The organism is Nocardia pseudovaccinii NBRC 100343, from assembly GCF_001613225.1.
GTDB lineage: Bacteria > Actinomycetota > Actinomycetes > Mycobacteriales > Mycobacteriaceae > Nocardia > Nocardia pseudovaccinii.
The window spans coordinates 18,459-36,447 of the sequence record NZ_BDBY01000385.1 but is presented as its reverse complement, the minus strand read 5'-3'; the positions used below and the strand labels follow the sequence as shown (position 1 = coordinate 36,447).

Annotated in this window: 14 protein-coding genes and 1 pseudogene; 6 read left to right on the top strand and 9 right to left on the bottom strand. The window is 66.7% G+C overall.

What is annotated here, in order from left to right:
• The 4 genes and pseudogenes from NP3_RS41840 to NP3_RS41825 form a co-directional block, all read right to left on the bottom strand.
• Nucleotides 1–210, bottom strand: a pseudogene (locus NP3_RS41840) (endolytic transglycosylase MltG); the annotation flags it as partial.
• Nucleotides 207–740, bottom strand: a complete 534-nt coding sequence (gene ruvX, locus NP3_RS41835; protein ID WP_063047234.1) for a Holliday junction resolvase RuvX — start codon at nucleotides 738–740, stop codon at nucleotides 207–209. The gene ruvX and the pseudogene NP3_RS41840, both read right to left, overlap by 4 nt.
• The gene (alaS, locus tag NP3_RS41830; protein ID WP_063047233.1) at nucleotides 740–3,406 is read right to left on the bottom strand and encodes an alanine--tRNA ligase; all 2,667 of its coding nucleotides are present in this window, start codon (nucleotides 3,404–3,406) and stop codon (nucleotides 740–742) included. Before alaS ends, ruvX begins: the two co-directional genes overlap by 1 nt.
• 104 nt (nucleotides 3,407–3,510) lie before the next feature.
• A complete protein-coding gene (locus NP3_RS41825) occupies nucleotides 3,511–4,857 on the bottom strand; it encodes a replication-associated recombination protein A (RefSeq protein ID WP_373864829.1) in 1,347 nt (448 codons plus the stop codon).
• A gap of 86 nt (nucleotides 4,858–4,943) precedes the next feature.
• On the opposite strand from NP3_RS41825, the gene NP3_RS41820 reads away from it, so the two are divergent.
• From NP3_RS41820 to NP3_RS41810, 3 genes are all read left to right on the top strand, one after another.
• On the top strand, nucleotides 4,944–6,599 hold the full coding sequence (locus NP3_RS41820; RefSeq protein ID WP_063047242.1) for an alkaline phosphatase D family protein: 1,656 nt from the start codon (nucleotides 4,944–4,946) through the stop codon (nucleotides 6,597–6,599).
• A 160-nt stretch (nucleotides 6,600–6,759) separates the two neighbouring features.
• Nucleotides 6,760–7,107, top strand: coding sequence for a YciI family protein (locus NP3_RS41815; RefSeq protein ID WP_063047232.1), 348 nt, complete (start codon nucleotides 6,760–6,762; stop codon nucleotides 7,105–7,107).
• Nucleotides 7,108–7,111: 4 nt separating this feature from the next.
• Nucleotides 7,112–8,365 carry an RNA polymerase sigma factor gene (locus NP3_RS41810; protein WP_307680605.1) on the top strand — a complete coding sequence of 418 codons (1,254 nt, stop codon included), beginning with the start codon at nucleotides 7,112–7,114 and terminating at the stop codon, nucleotides 8,363–8,365.
• Between the two features lie 145 nt (nucleotides 8,366–8,510).
• Here NP3_RS41810 and NP3_RS41805 read toward each other — a convergent pair whose 3' ends face one another.
• Nucleotides 8,511–9,680 (bottom strand): phosphotransferase family protein, encoded by a 1,170-nt coding sequence (locus NP3_RS41805; RefSeq protein WP_063047231.1) that lies wholly within the window; start codon nucleotides 9,678–9,680, stop codon nucleotides 8,511–8,513.
• A 193-nt stretch (nucleotides 9,681–9,873) separates the two neighbouring features.
• On the opposite strand from NP3_RS41805, the gene NP3_RS50975 reads away from it, so the two are divergent.
• Nucleotides 9,874–11,082 carry a DUF2189 domain-containing protein gene (locus NP3_RS50975; RefSeq protein ID WP_245721332.1) on the top strand — a complete coding sequence of 403 codons (1,209 nt, stop codon included), beginning with the start codon at nucleotides 9,874–9,876 and terminating at the stop codon, nucleotides 11,080–11,082.
• 67 nt (nucleotides 11,083–11,149) lie between these two features.
• On the opposite strand, the gene NP3_RS41795 is transcribed toward NP3_RS50975, so the two are convergent.
• Nucleotides 11,150–12,118 (bottom strand): DUF389 domain-containing protein, encoded by a 969-nt coding sequence (locus NP3_RS41795; protein ID WP_063047229.1) that lies wholly within the window; start codon nucleotides 12,116–12,118, stop codon nucleotides 11,150–11,152.
• A 65-nt stretch (nucleotides 12,119–12,183) separates the two neighbouring features.
• Nucleotides 12,184–13,986: an aspartate--tRNA ligase gene (gene aspS / locus NP3_RS41790; protein ID WP_063047240.1), complete on the bottom strand. Its 1,803-nt coding sequence runs from the start codon at nucleotides 13,984–13,986 to the stop codon at nucleotides 12,184–12,186.
• A gap of 161 nt (nucleotides 13,987–14,147) precedes the next feature.
• On the opposite strand from aspS, the gene ypfJ reads away from it, so the two are divergent.
• Nucleotides 14,148–15,071 (top strand): KPN_02809 family neutral zinc metallopeptidase, encoded by a 924-nt coding sequence (gene ypfJ / locus NP3_RS41785; RefSeq protein WP_063047228.1) that lies wholly within the window; start codon nucleotides 14,148–14,150, stop codon nucleotides 15,069–15,071.
• Between the two features lie 63 nt (nucleotides 15,072–15,134).
• Nucleotides 15,135–15,656, top strand: coding sequence for a hypothetical protein (locus NP3_RS41780; protein WP_063047227.1), 522 nt, complete (start codon nucleotides 15,135–15,137; stop codon nucleotides 15,654–15,656).
• Between the two features lie 160 nt (nucleotides 15,657–15,816).
• Here NP3_RS41780 and NP3_RS41775 read toward each other — a convergent pair whose 3' ends face one another.
• Nucleotides 15,817–17,433 (bottom strand): hypothetical protein, encoded by a 1,617-nt coding sequence (locus NP3_RS41775; protein ID WP_063047226.1) that lies wholly within the window; start codon nucleotides 17,431–17,433, stop codon nucleotides 15,817–15,819.
• On the bottom strand, nucleotides 17,430–17,759 hold the full coding sequence (locus NP3_RS41770; protein WP_063047225.1) for a type VII secretion target: 330 nt from the start codon (nucleotides 17,757–17,759) through the stop codon (nucleotides 17,430–17,432). The genes NP3_RS41775 and NP3_RS41770 overlap by 4 nt, the downstream gene beginning before the upstream one ends.
• Nucleotides 17,760–17,989 lie beyond the last annotated feature (230 nt).

Below are 17,989 nucleotides of genomic sequence, written 5' to 3'. Positions count from 1 at the left end.
CCCACGCCGCGGTTCCGCGCGCTCGGCGCGCTGGGTCGCACGCCGCGAACGCTCGGCCGCGAGTACCTCGTCGTGATCTTCGTCGGTATAGCGCGGAATGACCGTGGTGTCGTCGTCGTAGTCCTCCCATGCCTGGTCGTTTCGCCGGTAACGCCGCTCAGCCTCGCGCTGACGGAAACGTTCCTCGGCTCGCGCCCATCGATCCGTCATGCACCGTCTCCGGAATCAGACGCCGCTTCGGCCGACTTCAACACCGCACTCCGTTCGTCCAACCATCCCTGCAGGATCGCTACGGCGGCCGCCTGATCGATCACCTGCCGCTGGCCACGCGCGCGAACTCCACTGTCCCGCAATGCACGTGCAGCTGACACCGTAGTCAAACGTTCGTCGGAAAGTCGGATAGGCACGGGCGCTATGACTGCGCGCAAACGTTCCGCGAACACCATTGCCGCGTCAGCTGCGGTCCCCTTTTCCCCGCGCAATGTCCGTGGCAGACCGACGATGACCTCGACTGCCTCGTATTCCCGCACAATTTCGGCAATTCTGGAAATGTCGCTTGCCGGTCCGGACGCGCGCTTATTCGGCTTCGCGCGCGCCACCGTTTCCACGGGTGTGGCGAGCATGCCGTCGGGGTCGCTGGAGGCGACCCCGATTCGGACACTGCCGACATCGATGCCGATCCGTCTGCCGCGGCCGGGATCGGTGTCGGGTGAGGGACGATGACTCTCCGAGTCGCCCATCACCCGGCGAGTTCAGCCACCCGGGCACGGACCGAGGCCAGACCGACTTCGATACCCGAGGGGTCCGAACCGGCGCCCTGCGCCATCTCCGGCTTGCCGCCGCCGCGACCGGAAATGCTCGGGCCGAAGCTGGCGACCAGGTCTCCGGCCTTGAAGCCGAGATCCTGCGCGCTCTTGTTGACCGTAACGACGAAGGGCACCTTGCCATCGGCATTGCCGAGCAGTACGACCACCGCAGGCTCGGTGCCGAACCGGCCGCGGATATCGGTGGCGAGGGTGCGCAGGTCACCGGCGGTGACACCGTCAGGTGCGGCCGCGGCCACCAGCAGCACGCTACCGACCCGCTCGGCCTCGTCCACGAACTCGGCCGCCGAAGCGAGCACCGTGGCGATCTTGGTGCGCTCGAGCTCCTTCTCGGCCACCTTCAGCCGCTCCACGAGCTGCTCGACGCGCGCGGGCACCTCCTCCGAAGGCACCTTCAGCGAGGACGCGACACCGGCCAGCAGCGCACGCTCCTTCGCCAGATACTTATATGAGTCCAGGCCGACGAAGGCCTCCACACGTCGCTTACCGGAACCGATCGCCGATTCACCGAGCACGGTGATCGGGCCGATCTGTGAGGAATGCTGTACGTGCGTACCACCGCACAGCTCCATCGAGAACGGTCCGCCGATCTCCACCACGCGCACCTCGTCGCCGTAATTCTCGCCGAACAGCGCGAGCGCGCCCATCTGCTTGGCCTTGGGCAGATCGGTGACGAAGGTGTTCACGGGGAAGTCCGAGCCGACCGCGTCATTGGAGACGGCCTCGATATCGGCCTTCTGCTGTTCGGAGAGCTGGCCCTGCCAGTTGAAGTCGAAGCGCAGATAGCCGGGCTTGTTCAGCGAACCGGCCTGCACCGCGTTCGGGCCGAGCACCTGCCGCAGCGCGGCATGCACCATATGTGTGCCGGAGTGGCCCTGGGTGGCGCCATGGCGCCATGCCGGATCGGCCTGGGCGAGTACGACATCGCCCTCGGTGATCTGGCCCTGTTCGACCGTGGTCTTGTGCACCCACAACTTCTTGGCGATCTTCTGCACATCGTTGACGCGCAGCTTGAGGCCCTGCGCCGTAATGGTGCCGCGATCGGCGATCTGACCACCGGACTCCGCATACAGCGGGCTGCGGTCCAGGATCACCTCGACGTCCTGGCCGATGGTGGCGGTCGGCACCCGGACACCGTCGGCGATCAGCGCGAGGACGTGCGCCTCGGAGGTCAGCTCGTCGAAACCGGTGAATTCCGTTGCGCCGCGGTCGACCAACTCCTTGTAGATGGACAGGTCGGCATGTCCGTGCTTGCGCGCCTGCGCATCCTCCTTGGCCATCTTCCGCTGCTCGGCCATCAGCGAGCGGAAGCCCTCCTCGTCGACCGACAGTCCGGCCTCGGCCGCCATCTCCAGGGTCAGCTCGATCGGGAAGCCGTAAGTGTCGTGCAGTTTGAAGGCGTCCGAACCCGGAATCGTCTTGCCACCCTTGGCCGCGACCTCATCGACGGCATCGGCGAACAGCCGGGAGCCCGTATTGAGCGTCTTGAGGAACGCGGTCTCCTCACCCACCGCGACATTCTCGATCCGTGCGAAGTCGGTGGCCAGTTCCGGATACGACGGCGACATCAGCTCGCTGACGACCTTCATGAATTCGCCGATCACCGGCTTGTCCGCGCCGAGCAGCCGGGCCGAGCGCACGATGCGGCGCAGCAGGCGGCGCAACACATAGCCACGGCCCTCGTTGCCCGGGTTGACGCCGTCGGCGATCAGCATGGCCGAGGTGCGGGCGTGGTCGGCGATGACGCGGAAGCGGCGGTCGTCTTCGTGTTCGACACCGTAGGACCGGCCGGTCAGCTCCTCGGCCTTATCGATGATCGGGCGAAGCAGGTCGGTTTCGTAGACGTTGTCGACGCCCTGCAGCAACAGCGCGATGCGCTCGACGCCCATGCCGGTATCGATATTCTTCTTGGGCAGCGATCCGACCGGCGGGTAGCCGAGCTTGGGGCTCTGCTCACCGCGGATGTCCTGCATGAAGACCAGATTCCAGATCTCCAGGTAGCGGTCCTCGTCGGCGACCGGGCCGCCGTCCCTACCGTATTCGGGGCCGCGGTCGTAGTAGATCTCCGAACACGGGCCGCCCGGGCCGGGCACACCCATATCCCAGTAATTGTCCTTGCCGTCGCGGAACTGGATCCGCTCCTTCGGGATGCCCGCGACCCGGTGCCAGATCTCGGCGGCCTCCGGATCGGATTCGTAGGCCGTCACCCAGATCCGCTCGGGATCGAAGCCGTAGCCGCCGTCCTCCTGCGACTTGCTGATCAACTCCCAGGCGAGGGTGATGGCGCCCTCCTTGAAGTAGTCACCGAAGGAGAAGTTGCCCGCCATCTGGAAGAAGGTGTTGTGCCGGGTGGTGACGCCGACCTCTTCGATATCACCGGTGCGGACGCATTTCTGCACACTGGTCGCGCGCGGGAACGGCGGCGCTTCCTGACCCAAGAAATACGGCTTGAACTGAACCATGCCCGCGTTGACGAACAACAGGGTCGGGTCGGCCAGGATCAGCGAGGCACTAGGCACCTCGGTGTGTCCGGCACGGACAAAATGGTCCAGGAATCGCCGTCGGATCTCGTGGGTCTGCACAGATATCCAGCCTACCGGTGCCCCGCATCCCCATTTTCAGCGACCGGTTGGTCCACCTCCGCCGACGGGGCCGACCCGGAACCGGTCTGCGGCGAAGTGAGCGTTTATCGTCCGCGGACGATTCTGCGCAGCTTCTCGACGCGGCGTTGGATATCGCGTTCGACGCCGTGATCAGTCGGGGTGTAGTAGTCGCGGCCGACGATTTCGTCGGGTGGATACTGTTGGGCGAGTACGCCGTCCGGGTCGTCGTGCGGGTATTTGTAGCCCTGGGCGTTGCCGAGGGCGGCGGCTCCCGCGTAGTGGCCGTCGCGCAGATGTGCCGGGACCACGCCCGCCTTACCTGCCGAAATGTCGGCGAGGGCGGCGCCGAGCGCGGCGGGCACGGCACCGGATTTGGGGGCCGTGGCCAGATGAATCGTCGCGTGGGTCAGGGTGAGTTGGGCCTCGGGCATGCCGATCAGCTGCACGACGTGCGCGGCCGCGACCGCGGTCTGCAGCGCCATCGGATCGGCCATGCCGATATCCTCACTCGCCGAAATCACCAAGCGGCGGGCGATGAAGCGCGGATCCTCACCCGCGCTGAGCATGCGGGCCAGGTAGTGCAGTGCCGCATCGACATCCGAGCCGCGAATGGATTTGATGAAGGCGCTCACCACGTCGTAGTGCTGGTCACCGGCACGGTCGTAGCGCACGGCCGCCTTGTCCACACTGGCCTCGACCAGATCCACATCGACGGTGCCGTCCGACGAGGATTCCGCCGATGCCTCCAGCGCGGTGAGCGCCCGGCGCGCGTCACCGCCCGCGATCCGCACAATGTGCTCGAGCGCCGCCTCGGTCACCGTGTACGCGCCGCCGTAACCACGCGGATCCGCGAGCGCACGATCGAGCACCAGCCGGATATCGGCAGTGGTGAGCGACTGCAATTGCAGTACCAGCGAGCGCGACAGCAGCGGCGAGACCACCGAGAACGACGGATTCTCGGTTGTCGCGCCGACCAGCAGCACGATCCGGTTCTCCACCGCGGCCAGCAACGCGTCCTGCTGTGTCTTGGAGAAGCGGTGCACCTCATCGATGAACAGCACGGTTTGCTCGCCCGCGGTGAGGCGGCGGCGGGCCACATCGATGACCGCGCGCACTTCCTTCACCCCGGCCGACAAGGCCGACAGCGCCTCGAAGCGCCGACCCGTGGCCTGCGAAATCAGCGACGCCAGTGTCGTCTTGCCGGTTCCCGGCGGTCCGTACAGCAGCACCGACGCCGCGCCGGAACCCTCGATCAACCGCCGTAGCGGCGAGCCGGGCCCGAGCAGATGCTGTTGGCCGACCACCTCGTCCAATGTCGCGGGCCGCATCCGCACCGCCAGCGGCGCACCGGCATCGCGGCGCACCACACTGTCGATGGAGTGTCCGGTCGGCACCTCGTCGCCGGGCACGTCGAATAAGCCTTCGCTCACACCGAGCACGTTACCGAGGAGCACCGACAGCTCCGGGTCGTGTGCCGATTTGCCTCGCCGACCGTGCATCGGCTGTGATCGCAGCCGTGGCTGAAAACGTCGTCGTTCCGGATTCCGAGCCTTTCGCTCGACGCACTCTGCTCAAGGGTGGTGCCGTGGCGACTGTCGCCGGATTCGCGGTCGCCACGCCCGCACGCGCCGAGGGACCGGTATTCCGTCACGGCGTCGCCTCGGGTGATCCGCTGCCGAGCGGCGTGATCATCTGGACTCGTGTCACCGTTTCCGACGACGCGACGCCCGGTTCCGGCATCGGCGTATCCGCCGCGGTGCGCTGGGAACTTGCCGCCGATGAGCGCTTCGCATCCGTGATCGCATCCGGAATGGCCACGGCCACAGCGGATTACGATCACACAGTCAAGATCGATGTGACCGATCTGCGGCCAGGCAGCGCGTACTTCTACCGCTTCACCGCATTCGGCGTGCACTCCCCCGTCGGCCGCACCCGAACGGCTCCGGCCACTTCCGCGGCGATCGATCGCCTGCGCTTCGGCGTGGTGTCCTGCTCGAACTGGGAGGCAGGATACTTCGGCGCGTACCGGCATCTGGCCGATCGCACCGACCTCGACGCGATCGTGCACCTCGGCGACTACATCTACGAATACGGCCGCGGCAAATATGGCGGGCGCAGCGGCGCGGTGCGTCCGCACGAGCCCGCCGATGAGATTGTCACCCTGGCCGACTATCGCATTCGGCACGCGCAGTACAAGACCGATCCGGATCTGCTCGCGCTACACGCGCGGGTGCCGTTCATCTGCACCTGGGATGATCACGAATTCGCGGACAATGCCTGGTCCGGCGGTGCGAACAACCACGATCCGGCCGCCGAGGGCGACTGGCAGCAGCGTCGCGCCGCCTCGGCCCGCGCCTATCTCGATTGGATGCCGGTCCGGGCGAGCAGTTCGGGGGCCGACGTCCAGATCTATCGACGGCTGCGTTTCGGCAACCTCGCCGAGTTGTCCATGCTCGACCTGCGCAGCTACCGCGATCAGGAGGTCGAACCGGTCGCGGGCTGGCGCGCGGTCGACAACCCGGCGCGCACCATCACCGGCAAGGCTCAAATGGATTGGCTCACTGCCGGTTTGGCGTCCGCGCCGGTGCAGTGGAAGCTCGTCGGCAATTCGGTGATGATCGCGCCGCTGGTGTTCCCGCCGCTGGAACCGGCGACCACGGAGGCCATCACGACCATGGTGGGTGTGCCGCGCTCCGGCGTTCCCGCCAATGCCGACCAGTGGGACGGCTACACCGCCGACCGTCGCACACTGTTCCAGTCGATCACCGACCAGCAGGTCGGCGACGTCGTCTTCCTGACCGGCGATATCCACTCCTCGTGGGCCGCCGACCTGCCCGTCGACCCGGCGAACTATCCGGGTGGGCCGACGGTGGGCGCGGAATTCGTGGTCCCGTCGGTGACCTCGTCGAGTCTCGGCGAGCTGCTGAAGGCGCCGCCGCGCACGGTCGCTGTCACCGTCGAGGAGTCCGTCAAGGGGGTGAATCGGCATCTGCGGTACGTCGAGATGGAGTCGCACGGCTACGGCGTCCTGGAGGTCACCCCGGCGCAGGCGCAGATGGACTGGTTCTATGTCACCGATGTCGCCGATCCCGATTCCGGCGTCCGTCACGGTGCTTCGTTCGCCGTTCGTTCGGGTGGACGCGTCGAGCCACGCCCGGGACCGGTCGCCTGATCGCTCGGGCAGGTCCGCATCAGCACGACTTGCGAGACTCCACGCGATTCCAGGAGCAGAATTTTTCTCGCGCAAGGTTGTCGATTTCCGTCGAGCTCGATCGTCGGAACGAATACGACGGCCCGATCGGCGGGCCGGCGCAACCCGAAGGAGCGAGATCATGAGCCAGTACCTGGTGCTGATTTACGAGGACGAAAACGCGTACGCGACCGCATCGGAGCAGGTCATGGGTGAGGTCTATCAGGCGCACGTGACCTTCCAGGAGATCGCGGGCGACGCCGTGCAGGGCGGCAACGCACTCCAGCCGACCGCCACCGCCACCGCCATCCGGCAGAAGGACGACGGCGATTTCACCGTGACCGACGCCCCGTTCGCCGAGGCCAAGGAGGCGCTCGGCGGCTACTACCTGATCGAGGCCGCGGATCTGGACGCCGCGATCGCAGTGGCCAAGCAGGTGCCCGCCCGATTCGGCGGCGTCGAGGTGCGACCGATCATGACCTTCGACTAGCCCTGTGCCGATCGATACCGAGGCGGCTGCCGCCGTCGACCAGGCGCACCGTCGCGAATGGGCCTTCGTGCTCGCCGCGACGGTGCGGCTGGTCCGCGATTTCGACCTCGCCGAGGAATGCGTGCAGGACGCCTACACGCGGGCACTCACCGAGTGGGCCGCGCACGGCGTTCCCGCCAAGCCCGGCGCCTGGCTGACCACCGTCGCCCGCCGCCGCGGCCTCGACCTGCTGCGCCGCGATTCGACCATGCAGCGCGCACTGCCCACGCTGATCACCGACCAGGCCGACGACACCGCCGATCTCGCACTCGCGGAACTGGATTCGGCATCGGCCATTCCCGACGACCGGTTGCGCCTGATCAGCACCTGCTGCCACCCGGCACTGGCCCGCGAGGCCCGGGTGGCGCTGACCCTGCGTCTGGTCTGCGGTGTCACCACCGCCGAGGTCGCCCGCGCCTTCCTCACCAGCGAATCGACCATGGCGGCCCGAATCACGCGCGCCAAGAAGAAGATTGCGGTGGCGCGCATTCCGTATCGGGTGCCGTCGGTGCGCGAACTCCCGGACCGGCTGGATGCCATCTGTGCCGTCATCCACCTGCTGTTCACCACCGGTCACACCGCGCCGTCGGGTGACGCGCTGGTGCGTGCCGATCTGGTCGATCGGGCACTCCAACTTGCGCGAATGATGCATGCGCTCGTCCCGGACGACCCTTCCGTCACCGGCCTCCTGGCCCTGATCCTGCTCACCGACGCGCGCCGCGCCGCCCGAGTGGATACCGAAGGGCGCCTGTGCACTCTCGAACACCAAGACCGCTCCCGCTGGGATCGCGCGGCTATCACCGAGGGTATTGCCTTGGTGAAAACCGCTCTGCCACATACGGATCGGTATACCCTGCAGGCGGCTATCGCCGCCGTCCACGACGAGGCACCGTCCTGGGCGGAAACCGACTGGCGTGAGATCACCGGTCTGTACGTACTCCTGCTCCGGATCTGGCCCGCACCAGTGGCGCGCCTCAATCACGCGGTAGCAGTGGGCCTTTCCGGCAATCCGAGCCGAGCGCTCGCCCTCCTCGACGCGCTCGCCGCCGAACCGTCCCTCGCCACCTACGGCTACCTCGAAGCCTCCCGCGCGGCCTTCCTGACCCAATTGGGCCGCACCACCGAAGCCGCCCGAGCCTACGAATCCGCTCTACTCCTAACCGAAAACACCATAGAGCGAGCCCACCTCGAATCCCACCTATCCGACCTCACCCGCTGACCCCACTCGAGACTTCTCGCCGACGGTAGTCAAAGGGTGGTTGCCGTCGGCATGCCGACCCACCATTTCACTACCTTCGATGGCGAGAACCGCGACGCTGGAGTTTGGTTTCCTCGACCCGACCGAGGCGGGTGGACCCGAAAATCTATTCCGACCAGCGCTCTTCGAGCATGGCCGACACATCCTCGGCGAAATCCCCGACCGCGTCGTCACCGGTGCAGCGCGCGTCTTCGGCCAGGGCGGCCCAGCGATTGATCAGGGCTTCCGAGCGCGGAACGGAGAGGCCGTGTTCGCGGGCGGCGGCGATGCGGGTGTGGTCGGCGGGCAGGAACCAGTAGGTGGTGAGCCAGACCCAGATGAGGCGGGCTTCCAGGATGCGTTCGGCGAGTACGGCGTCGTCGGCCAGGGCGGGCCAGACGCCGACGACCTCGGCGCGCCACGCTTCGACCATTTGCTTGGCGCGCTCGCGGGACAGTTCGAAGTCGCACAGGCAGCCGGGGAAGGACACCAGCGCGTAGGCGATGTCGAGAGTGGCGTCGCGGTAGCCGCCCCATTCGTAGTCGAGGAAGCGTGCGCCCTCTTCGTTGAGGATGACGTTGTCCGGGCACAGGTCCGAGGGGCTGAATGCGCGGAAGCGACCCGCGGAGAACAGGCGATTGCCTCGAACGATCCGCTCGGCGATCTCACCGGGCACCTCGATACCGAGTTCACGCTGCAGCATGCCGGGCACCTCGGAGATGGCGGCCTCGGCCTGTTGCGCGATGCCGTCGACCCGGTGCACCACATCCACCCGGCGCAGCAGGGCGACAAAATCCGCTTCGCGCCCGACGGTTGCCGCATGCATCCGGCCCAGCGCCTGCGCGAAGGCCATGAGCGCGTTGCGCGTCGCCGGTTCCGCACCGGATTGCAGCACCTGCGTCATCCGGGCGTTCTCCCCGAGATCACTCAGGACGAGCAGCCGGTCCGGGAGGCTGTGCGCGATCAGGTATGCGCCCGGTCGCTGTTCGCGGCTGAGCGCGGTAGTGAACTGATACGACACGGCCTCGCGTAGAAACGCGGAGTCGATGCTGGCGACACCGGGCGCTAGACCACCCGTCGTGCGGTCCGCCGCGGATCCGCGAACCTGCTTGACGATGAGCGTCCGGGGCAGGGAGAAGGCGTTCTCTGAAACACGCACGCGTAGGACCGTCGTCCTACCACTACCGCTGAGTTCCATCGGATCGCTCAGCTTTACCGGAGCACCCATTCGCTTTGTGAGCAACTGCTGTGCTGCGGACACGACTTCGGCGGCGCGTTCGGCCAATAGTGCGGTCATCGCTAATCAAGCTACTCGCACCGGGTCACTTCTAGCGAGCGGTTACACAACCTTTCCGCGTCGTTCGGCGTGTCTGCGTCAAGGTTGCGGAACGGGCGCTGGTTGCTTGACACCATTGCGGCTGTCCGGTTTTCTCATCGTCAACTGCCGTGCGCCACACCGCAAACCAGTTGCGTCGAAAGGTCTGCAGACAATGTCCGACTCACCGTCGCCCAAGCCGAACGAACCAACTGGCTCGCCCGAACCGAGCGGCGGCGCGCCCGACGAAGGTGACAGCGAACAGTTCGCCGCCCGTCCGGGTCAGCACGAAAGCCCCGATCCGCAACCGACGGAACCCAGCACCGGACACAGTAGGCACGAGATGGCCGGACCCGCGGGCTACCCACAGTTCGAGGGTCCAGGCGCGGCGCAGTACGGCAGTGAACCCGTGGAGCCGCCACCGCCGGTCGGCGCGCCCGGACAACCAGGACAGCCGAGCTACGGCCCACCGGGAACTGGTCCCGGCTGGGCGCATCCTGCAACGATGCCTCCTGGCACCACGCCGCCCGGAGCTGCCGCAACGCCTGCTGGAGCGGTCCCTCCGGGCGCAATGCAACCCGGCTTCGATCCGGCTGGCGCAGCAGCACCCGGCACCGGCACCATACCCCCCGGTGCTGTACCTCCCGGCGCAACGCAACCCGGCTTCGATCCGGCTGGCACGATGCCGCCCCCCGGCGCAATGCCTCCGGGCGCTCAGCCCGGCGCGCCGACCTACGGCTACCAATCCGCCCCCGGCGTGCCGACGACCCTCGATGTCGGCAATGCCCTGAGCTACGGCTGGGAGAAGTTCCGCGCGAATTTCGGCCCCTGGCTGGCCGTTACCGCGATCGGCGTGATCATCTATCTCGCCTTCGTGCTCATCGTCCAGGCCGTGCAACCGAATTCGCTGTTCAGTCTGTTGCTGATCTTCCTCGCGGTCATGGTCGCGATCTGGCTGCTGCAGGCCGCCATGATCCGCGGCGCTCTTTATGAAACCGACGGCAACAAACCAACTTTCGCGTCCTACTTCCATTTCGTGAATGCGGGCAATGTCCTCTTGACAGCACTGCTCGCCTTCACACTCACCTGGATCGGCGCCGCGCTGTGCTTCGTGCCCGGTCTGATCGCCGGATTCCTGTGCATGTTCTCGCTGCACTTCGTCGTCGACCAAGAGCAGGGTCCGTTCGATGCGATCAAGTCCAGCGCGACGCTGGTCATCGCCAATATCGGGCAGGTGCTGCTACTCGGCCTCGCCGTACTGGTCATCACCTTCGTCGCCACCCTGCTGTGTGGCTTCGGCCTGCTGGTCGCCGGACCGGTGTGCACGATCGCGGTGACCTACGCCTACCGGGCACTCACCGGCGGCACCGTGTCCGTGTCCTAGCCTCCGGTGCGCTGGGCGCGTCCGCTCCCAGCGCACCGGCTCATCGGCCCCGCAACAGAATCAGCGGTCACTTCGAGGGCAGTGACCGCATCCACCACCACTGCTTGAACCGGGCGATCGGTCCCCCTTCGCTACCGGCACGCGGTCGCAGCGCCAGCACGAGCACCCCGGCCGCGACGATGCCCGCCAGGTTCACCGCGAGCTGCCCCGCCGACATGAATGCGATATGCCACGCCCCCAGAGTTGCCGCGATTACCGCGAATCCGGCCGCGGGCACGGTGGTCACCGAGATGAACACCCCGACCAGTGCCGCCGATTTCGCGGTGACCACCGCCAGCATCCCCGCCGCACCAGCCAACAGCGCAACCACCAGTGAGAACGGCCCGACCTCATAAATGAAGTCGACATTCTCGATGGTTTCCACACCGGTCACCGTGATCCAGCCGAACTGCTCCCACAGCAAGGTCGCCAATAGCGTGATGACCATCGCCACCGGAAATGCCACCAGCAGCGCGACCGCCGATTTTCGGGCGAGCTGGAAATCGCGCCGCCACAGCCCCACCGAAAAGGCTGCCAGTGGCCCGAATTCCGGCCCGACCACCATCGCGCCGACGATCGTCACCGGTGAGTCGGTGGCCACGCCGACGGCCGCGAGCAGGCAGGCAATGGTGAGGAAGGCGACGAAGGTCAGCGTCAGCGCGGACTCCTCATGGGTCTGGGCGAGCAGTTCCTCCCACACCACCGCATCGGTCGGATCGCCCGGAGCCTCCTCGATCGCCCGCTCACCAGCATCGGAGATCACCGTCTCGACGGGGCCGAGCGTGATGCCACCGGTGTGCTTGATGCCCAGCATGGTCAGATCGGCGAGCACATCATTGGCAGCCTCACGCGCGACATCGGCCTGGATGAGATCACCGACGGGCTCGACGGCGACACCGCGCGCCAGCGTCACATGCGTGACGCCCGGGTCGGCACTCAGCACCGCCATCACTTTGTCGGTGAGTTCGGGCGGGCTGATCATGCGCAAGTGCAGCACAGGAACCCCTTGTGGTCAGCATCCATGAAACTGACCAGAAAGTACCGTTCCAGCGGCAGCCCGCGCTATTCCGAAGCGCGACCCGCGTCGCCGCCCTCGTCCTTCTTCTTCTCCGGTTTGAAGTCCAGTCCCGCTTCTTTACGCTGCTGCGCGGTGATCGGCGCGGGCGCATCGGTCAGCGGATCCACACCGCCGCCGGTCTTCGGGAAGGCGATGACCTCACGGATCGAATCCATGCCAGCCAGCAGCGCGGTGATCCGGTCCCAGCCGAAGGCGATGCCGCCGTGCGGCGGGGCGCCATAGGAGAACGCGTCGAGCAGGAAGCCGAACTTCTCCTGCGCCTCGTCGTGCCCGATGCCCATCACCTTGAAGACTCGCTCCTGCACATCGCGGCGATGGATACGGATGCTGCCACCGCCGATCTCGTTGCCGTTGCAGACGATGTCGTAGGCGTAGGCCAGCGCCGAGCCGGGGTCGGTGTCGAAGGTGTCCAGCGACTCCGGCTTGGGCGAGGTGAACGCGTGGTGCACCGCGGTCCACGCCGAATGGCCAAGTGCCACATCGCCACTCGCGGTCGCCTCGGCGGCGGGTTCGAACATCGGCGCATCCACGATCCACACGAACGCCCACGCGTTCTCATCGATCAGACCGCACTTGCGCGCGATCTCGCCACGCGCCGCACCGAGCAGCGCGCGCTGCGCTTTGGCCGGACCGGCGGCGAAGAACACACAGTCACCCGGTACCGCGCCGACATGCTTGGCCAGGCCCTCGCGCTCGGATTCGCTGAGGTTCTTGGCGACCGGACCGCCGAGCGTGCCGTCTTCCTGCACCAGCACATACGCCAGCCCCTTGGCGCCGCGCTGCTTGGCCCACTCCTGCCACGCGTCGAGCTGACGCCGCGGCTGACTCGCGCCACCGGGCATCACGACCGCGCCAACGTACTCCGCCTGGAACACCCGGAACGGGGTCTCCTTGAAGTACTCGGTGCATTCGGTGATCTCGACACCGAAGCGCAGGTCCGGCTTATCGCTACCGAAGCGGCGCATCGCCTCCGCATAGGTCATATGCGGAATCGGGAACGGGATCTCATAGCCGACCAGCTTCCACAGCGCCTCCAGGATCTCTTCGGCGACGAGGATCACGTCCTCCTGGCGCACGAAGCTCATCTCGAGGTCGAGCTGGGTGAATTCGGGCTGGCGGTCGGCACGGAAGTCCTCGTCGCGATAGCAGCGTGCGATCTGGTAGTACCGCTCGACACCGGCGACCATCAGCAGCTGCTTGAACAGCTGCGGGCTCTGCGGCAGCGCGTAGAAGCTGCCCGGCTGAAGGCGCGCTGGCACCAGGAAGTCGCGGGCGCCCTCGGGCGTCGAGCGGGTCATCGTCGGGGTCTCGACCTCGACGAATTCATGATGGGCCAGCACCGCACGGGCGGCCGCGTTGACCTTCGACCGCAGCCGGATGGCCTTACCCGGCGCCTCGCGGCGCAGGTCGAGGTAGCGGTACTTGAGGCGGGCCTCGTCACCGGGCTGCTCGTCGAGCTGGAACGGCAGCGGTGCACTCTCGTTGAGCACCTCGAGTTCACTGACGTTGACCTCGATGGAACCGGTCGGCAGCTCCGGGTTCTCGTTGCCGTCGGGCCGCTGCTCGACCACACCGGTGACCCGCACGCAGAATTCGGCGCGCAGTTTGTGCGCCTGCGCCGCGGGCTCGCCCTCGCGGAACACCGCCTGCGCCACACCCGACGCATCGCGCAGATCGATGAAGATCACGCCACCGTGGTCACGACGCCGGGCCACCCAGCCGGTGAGGGTGACGGTCTGACCGGCGTGCTCGCTTCGCAGCGAACCAGCCAAGTGGGTGCGCAGCACGGGATTCCTTTCGACGAATGTGACACCGGTAGGGCGATCCGGTGCGGTTGCCATCGTAGTGAGACACATATCCCGAGAGGAAACCGATATCGCCGCCCCGCGTGCGAAGCTGTATCGGCAGGGTATGACCGAGGCGTTTTGGACACGAGAAAGCGAAGCAGATGACCTTCAACGAAGGCCTCCAGATCGACCCGGATCGGGCTTCTTCCGGCGGTGGACCCGGGATGGGCGGCAAGCTCGCCCTCGGCGGTGGTGCTGGTGGTCTCATCCTGCTGGTAATCGGCCTGTTGCTCGGTGGGGATCCAAGTTCGCTGCTCGGACAGTTGAACGGCAGCGAGAGCAGCACTGTGCAGCCCGGCACCGCGGGCACGCCCGCGCACTGCAAGACCGGCGCGGACGCCAATAAGTACGTCGACTGCCGGGTGGTGCTCACCGCACAGAGCCTCGACGCGGTGTGGGCGGCACAGCTGCCACAGCAGACCGGCAAGAAGTATTCGAAGCCGAAGCTGGTGCTGTTCTCCGGCGCGGTCTCGACCGGTTGTGGCAATGCGACCAGCGCGGTCGGCCCGTTCTACTGCCCCGCCGACCGGACCGCCTACTTCGACACCGCCTTCTTCCAGGAACTGGTCGACCGCTTCGGTTCCAGCGGCGGCCCGCTCGCTCAGGAGTACGTGGTGGCGCACGAGGTCGGCCACCACATCCAGAATCTGCTCGGCGATATCGGTCGGGCCCAGCAGGATCCGCGCGGACCGGAATCCGGCGCGGTGCGCACCGAACTCCAGGCCGACTGCTACGCGGGCATCTGGGCCCACTTCGCCGACAAACAGCCCGCCCCCGGCAGCGATCAACCCTTCCTGAAACCTCTGTCCGACAACGATATCCGTGACGCTCTCTCCGCCGCGTCCGCCGTCGGCGACGACCGGATCCAGCGTGCCGCCCAGGGACGCGTCAACCCGGAGGCCTGGACCCACGGTTCCTCGGACCAACGCCAGAAATGGTTCCTCACCGGCTACAAAACCGGTCAGGTCCAGGCGTGCGACACGTACTCGGCCTCCGACCTGAACAACCCGTCGGCCTTACGCTGATCACCGACGGATGATCGATAATCGAGGCCAGTTGGACTGTGGCACAGCGTAGATAGGGATTTCATGCGGAGAACGAAGTCGGGACTGCTGTTTCTCGTCGTGGCACTTGCGGGTAGCTGGGGTGTCGCCTCGGCCGAACCCGCTGCCGACGCACCACAACCGCCCGCCCCGGCACTGCTGACACTCACCACCATCCCGAGCGGTTGGTCCGAGCGGGTCGACCTGCGCCCGGTGCTGCAGATCTACGCCGACGGCCACGCGGTCGCTCAGCCCGACGCCGCGTCCACCACCCGCGCCGCCGACACCCCACCGCAGCGGCTCTCCGGCACCATCCCCAACGACGTCCTGAATGCCGCGCTGGCGGAAACCAAATCGCTTGCCGCGCTAGACCTCGGCATGCCCAGCGCCACCGACCAGGGCACTCAGATCATCGACCTCATGCCTGCGCCGCCCGACCAAGACGTCCATGTCCTCATGTACGCCCCCGATGCGACCGAGAACCTCACCTCCGACCAGCAAGCCAACCGCAAACGCTTCACCGACCTCTATCGCAAACTCGTCGACGCCTTCACCCGAGACCACTGAGCAGGTTGTCGACCGCGGTAGCGATGGCGACGAGCAACGTTGCGCGGCTTCGGTAAACCGCCAGGCCTGAGGTACCGCAACGTCGTTCGGACGTATAAACAGCTGGAACACCAGTGCCCCCACTCGAAATCGAGCGGGGGCACCGGAGAACTCTTTCGGACTAGAACTGGTCCTGTTCGTAGTCCGAGCTGACCAGTTCATCCGGGTGGGTCGCACCGATGACGTCCGGGGTGGACTCACCGAGTGGCCCGGTGAGGTCGTCGTTGCCGGTTCGGCTCTGGTACGGGTCCACATTGCGCGTGTGCTCGTCGTCGTTGCCGCCGCGTTGCCCGGTGGCGCCGGGGCTACCGCCCATGAAGGAGCTCCCCGAGCTCGCCGCGCTGGTCGACGTACCCGCGCCCAAGGATGTGCCGGACAGGCCCGAGACCCGGCTGATGGGCGAGACGGTGCTGCCCGGCGTGCCGGTCACCTTCTGCGACGACGGCGAGCCCGATGCGCTCGGCGAACCGGAACGGCTTCCGATGCCGCTCATGCCCGAGATCCCCGAGGTGGTGTGCCCGGAATTGGTCGATGCCGCCATGGTGGACGTGCTCGGCGAACCAGAGGTGCTGGAACCGTCCAACAGGCCGGCGGCATTGGTCGACGCATCCTGCGCGACCGACTGCGCCTGTTCCATGATCGGCTCACCGATGTTCTGCATGACCGCCTGCGCGACCTCCTGCGGCGCGGGCAGACCGCTCGTCCCGAGCAGCTGGTTCACCAGACCGGTCAGCTCGGCGGTCTTCCCGGCAAGATCACCGCGGGTGGCGTTGGCGACCGCGACGGCCGATCCAAGATGTTCGGTCGCGGTCGCGATGAGCGCGGCCTGACCGGGCGGTGTCAGCGCCACCGGCACGAGTGCGGTTGCCTGCGTGGCGAATTCGCTCGCGATCCCCAACAGCTGCGCGTTGCCCTGCTGCACCACCGCCGCGGCGCGCTGGGTGAGTTCGGAGATATCGATACCGCGCTGACTGGTGTCCTGCCCCTGGGTCTGCGCGGTGTTGCTGGCGGCCTGCGCCTCGCGGGACGACTGGCCCTGCCACAGCTGCTCGACAGTCTGCAGACCACCCTTGCCGACCGATACCGCGGCCTCGATGATCTTGGACGACTGACTGAGAATCGCGGTCGGGTCGAAGGCTCCGATGACGCCGGTGCCGAAGCTGTTGAGGAGCTCCAGGATCGGCTGGAACAGCGTGTCGATTCCGGGAATTCCGGGAATCGACAGCCCCTGCATCAGCGCCGCGACCGGATCGGACGGAATATTCGTCGCCGCCGCGGCCGCCGCAGCTCCCTGGTTGCCCGCCCCGCCGAGCGCACTGCTGACCGCACTCTGTGCCTGTTGCGCCGCGCTCTGCGCCGCCTGCATCATCGGCGCGGCCGCATGGCTGATCGCGGTCTGCGCATCGGCAAGCGCCTGCGACACATCGGGAGGCACCGCACCGGACAGAATCGCGCTCGCGTCGGGGGTCGAATTGCCGTTGAGCCCCGGCATGCCCGTCGGTATGGTCCCCAGCTGCGGCGATTCCTCGGTGATCTTGCGCGCGAGCACGAATTCGGGCGCCTCGATCGGCGGCAGATCCGCGGGCAACTGCGGCAGCGACAGATCGCTCAATCCCTGCGACGCATTCTGCAGTGCGTCGACTGCGGTGTTCTGCGTCGCGATCACGGCCTCTTCGATCGCCACGCTCTGCTGATCGGGTGCGATCACGCCGGTCGCGCCGGTATCCATCGGTCTCATGCCCCGCCTCCGACCTGGTCGGCGATCGCTTTCAGTACGCCCGCGTTGCCGAAGTCGGTGGTATCGAACGCTCCGGCCGCCGTGAACGCGGACTTCGAGAGCTTGTCGTATTTGGCCGACAGATCATTGATGTCCTTGGCCTGCAACACCTGCGCCGCGGCGAACGCCAACAGATAATCGGCGCCGATCAAACCGAATACCGGCGTCAGCGCCGCGACGTTCTGCACGGCATCGAAATTGCCCGCTCCCGCGATCTCGCCGGCGACCCCGGCATTGGTCGCCGCGAACGCTCGGACCGCATCGGTCTCCACCGAGAGATCAGCCATCGAGTTGCACCCCCCAAATCGTCGTGAACTGTAGTTCCGTGTTCATAGCGTCGATCAACATCTACTCCCTGCCCGCACCGGCAGCTCGGCTGTGATCGGGCCCCTGCGCAGCTGCGAGCCGGTACCGGCGGCGCTGCGGTTGCGCTCAATATAGCGGACCTCACCGGCAAGTTTCGAGCCCAACGCGGCCACCGGAAAGGAACTGGAACAGGTTGCAAATTAGAACAAGT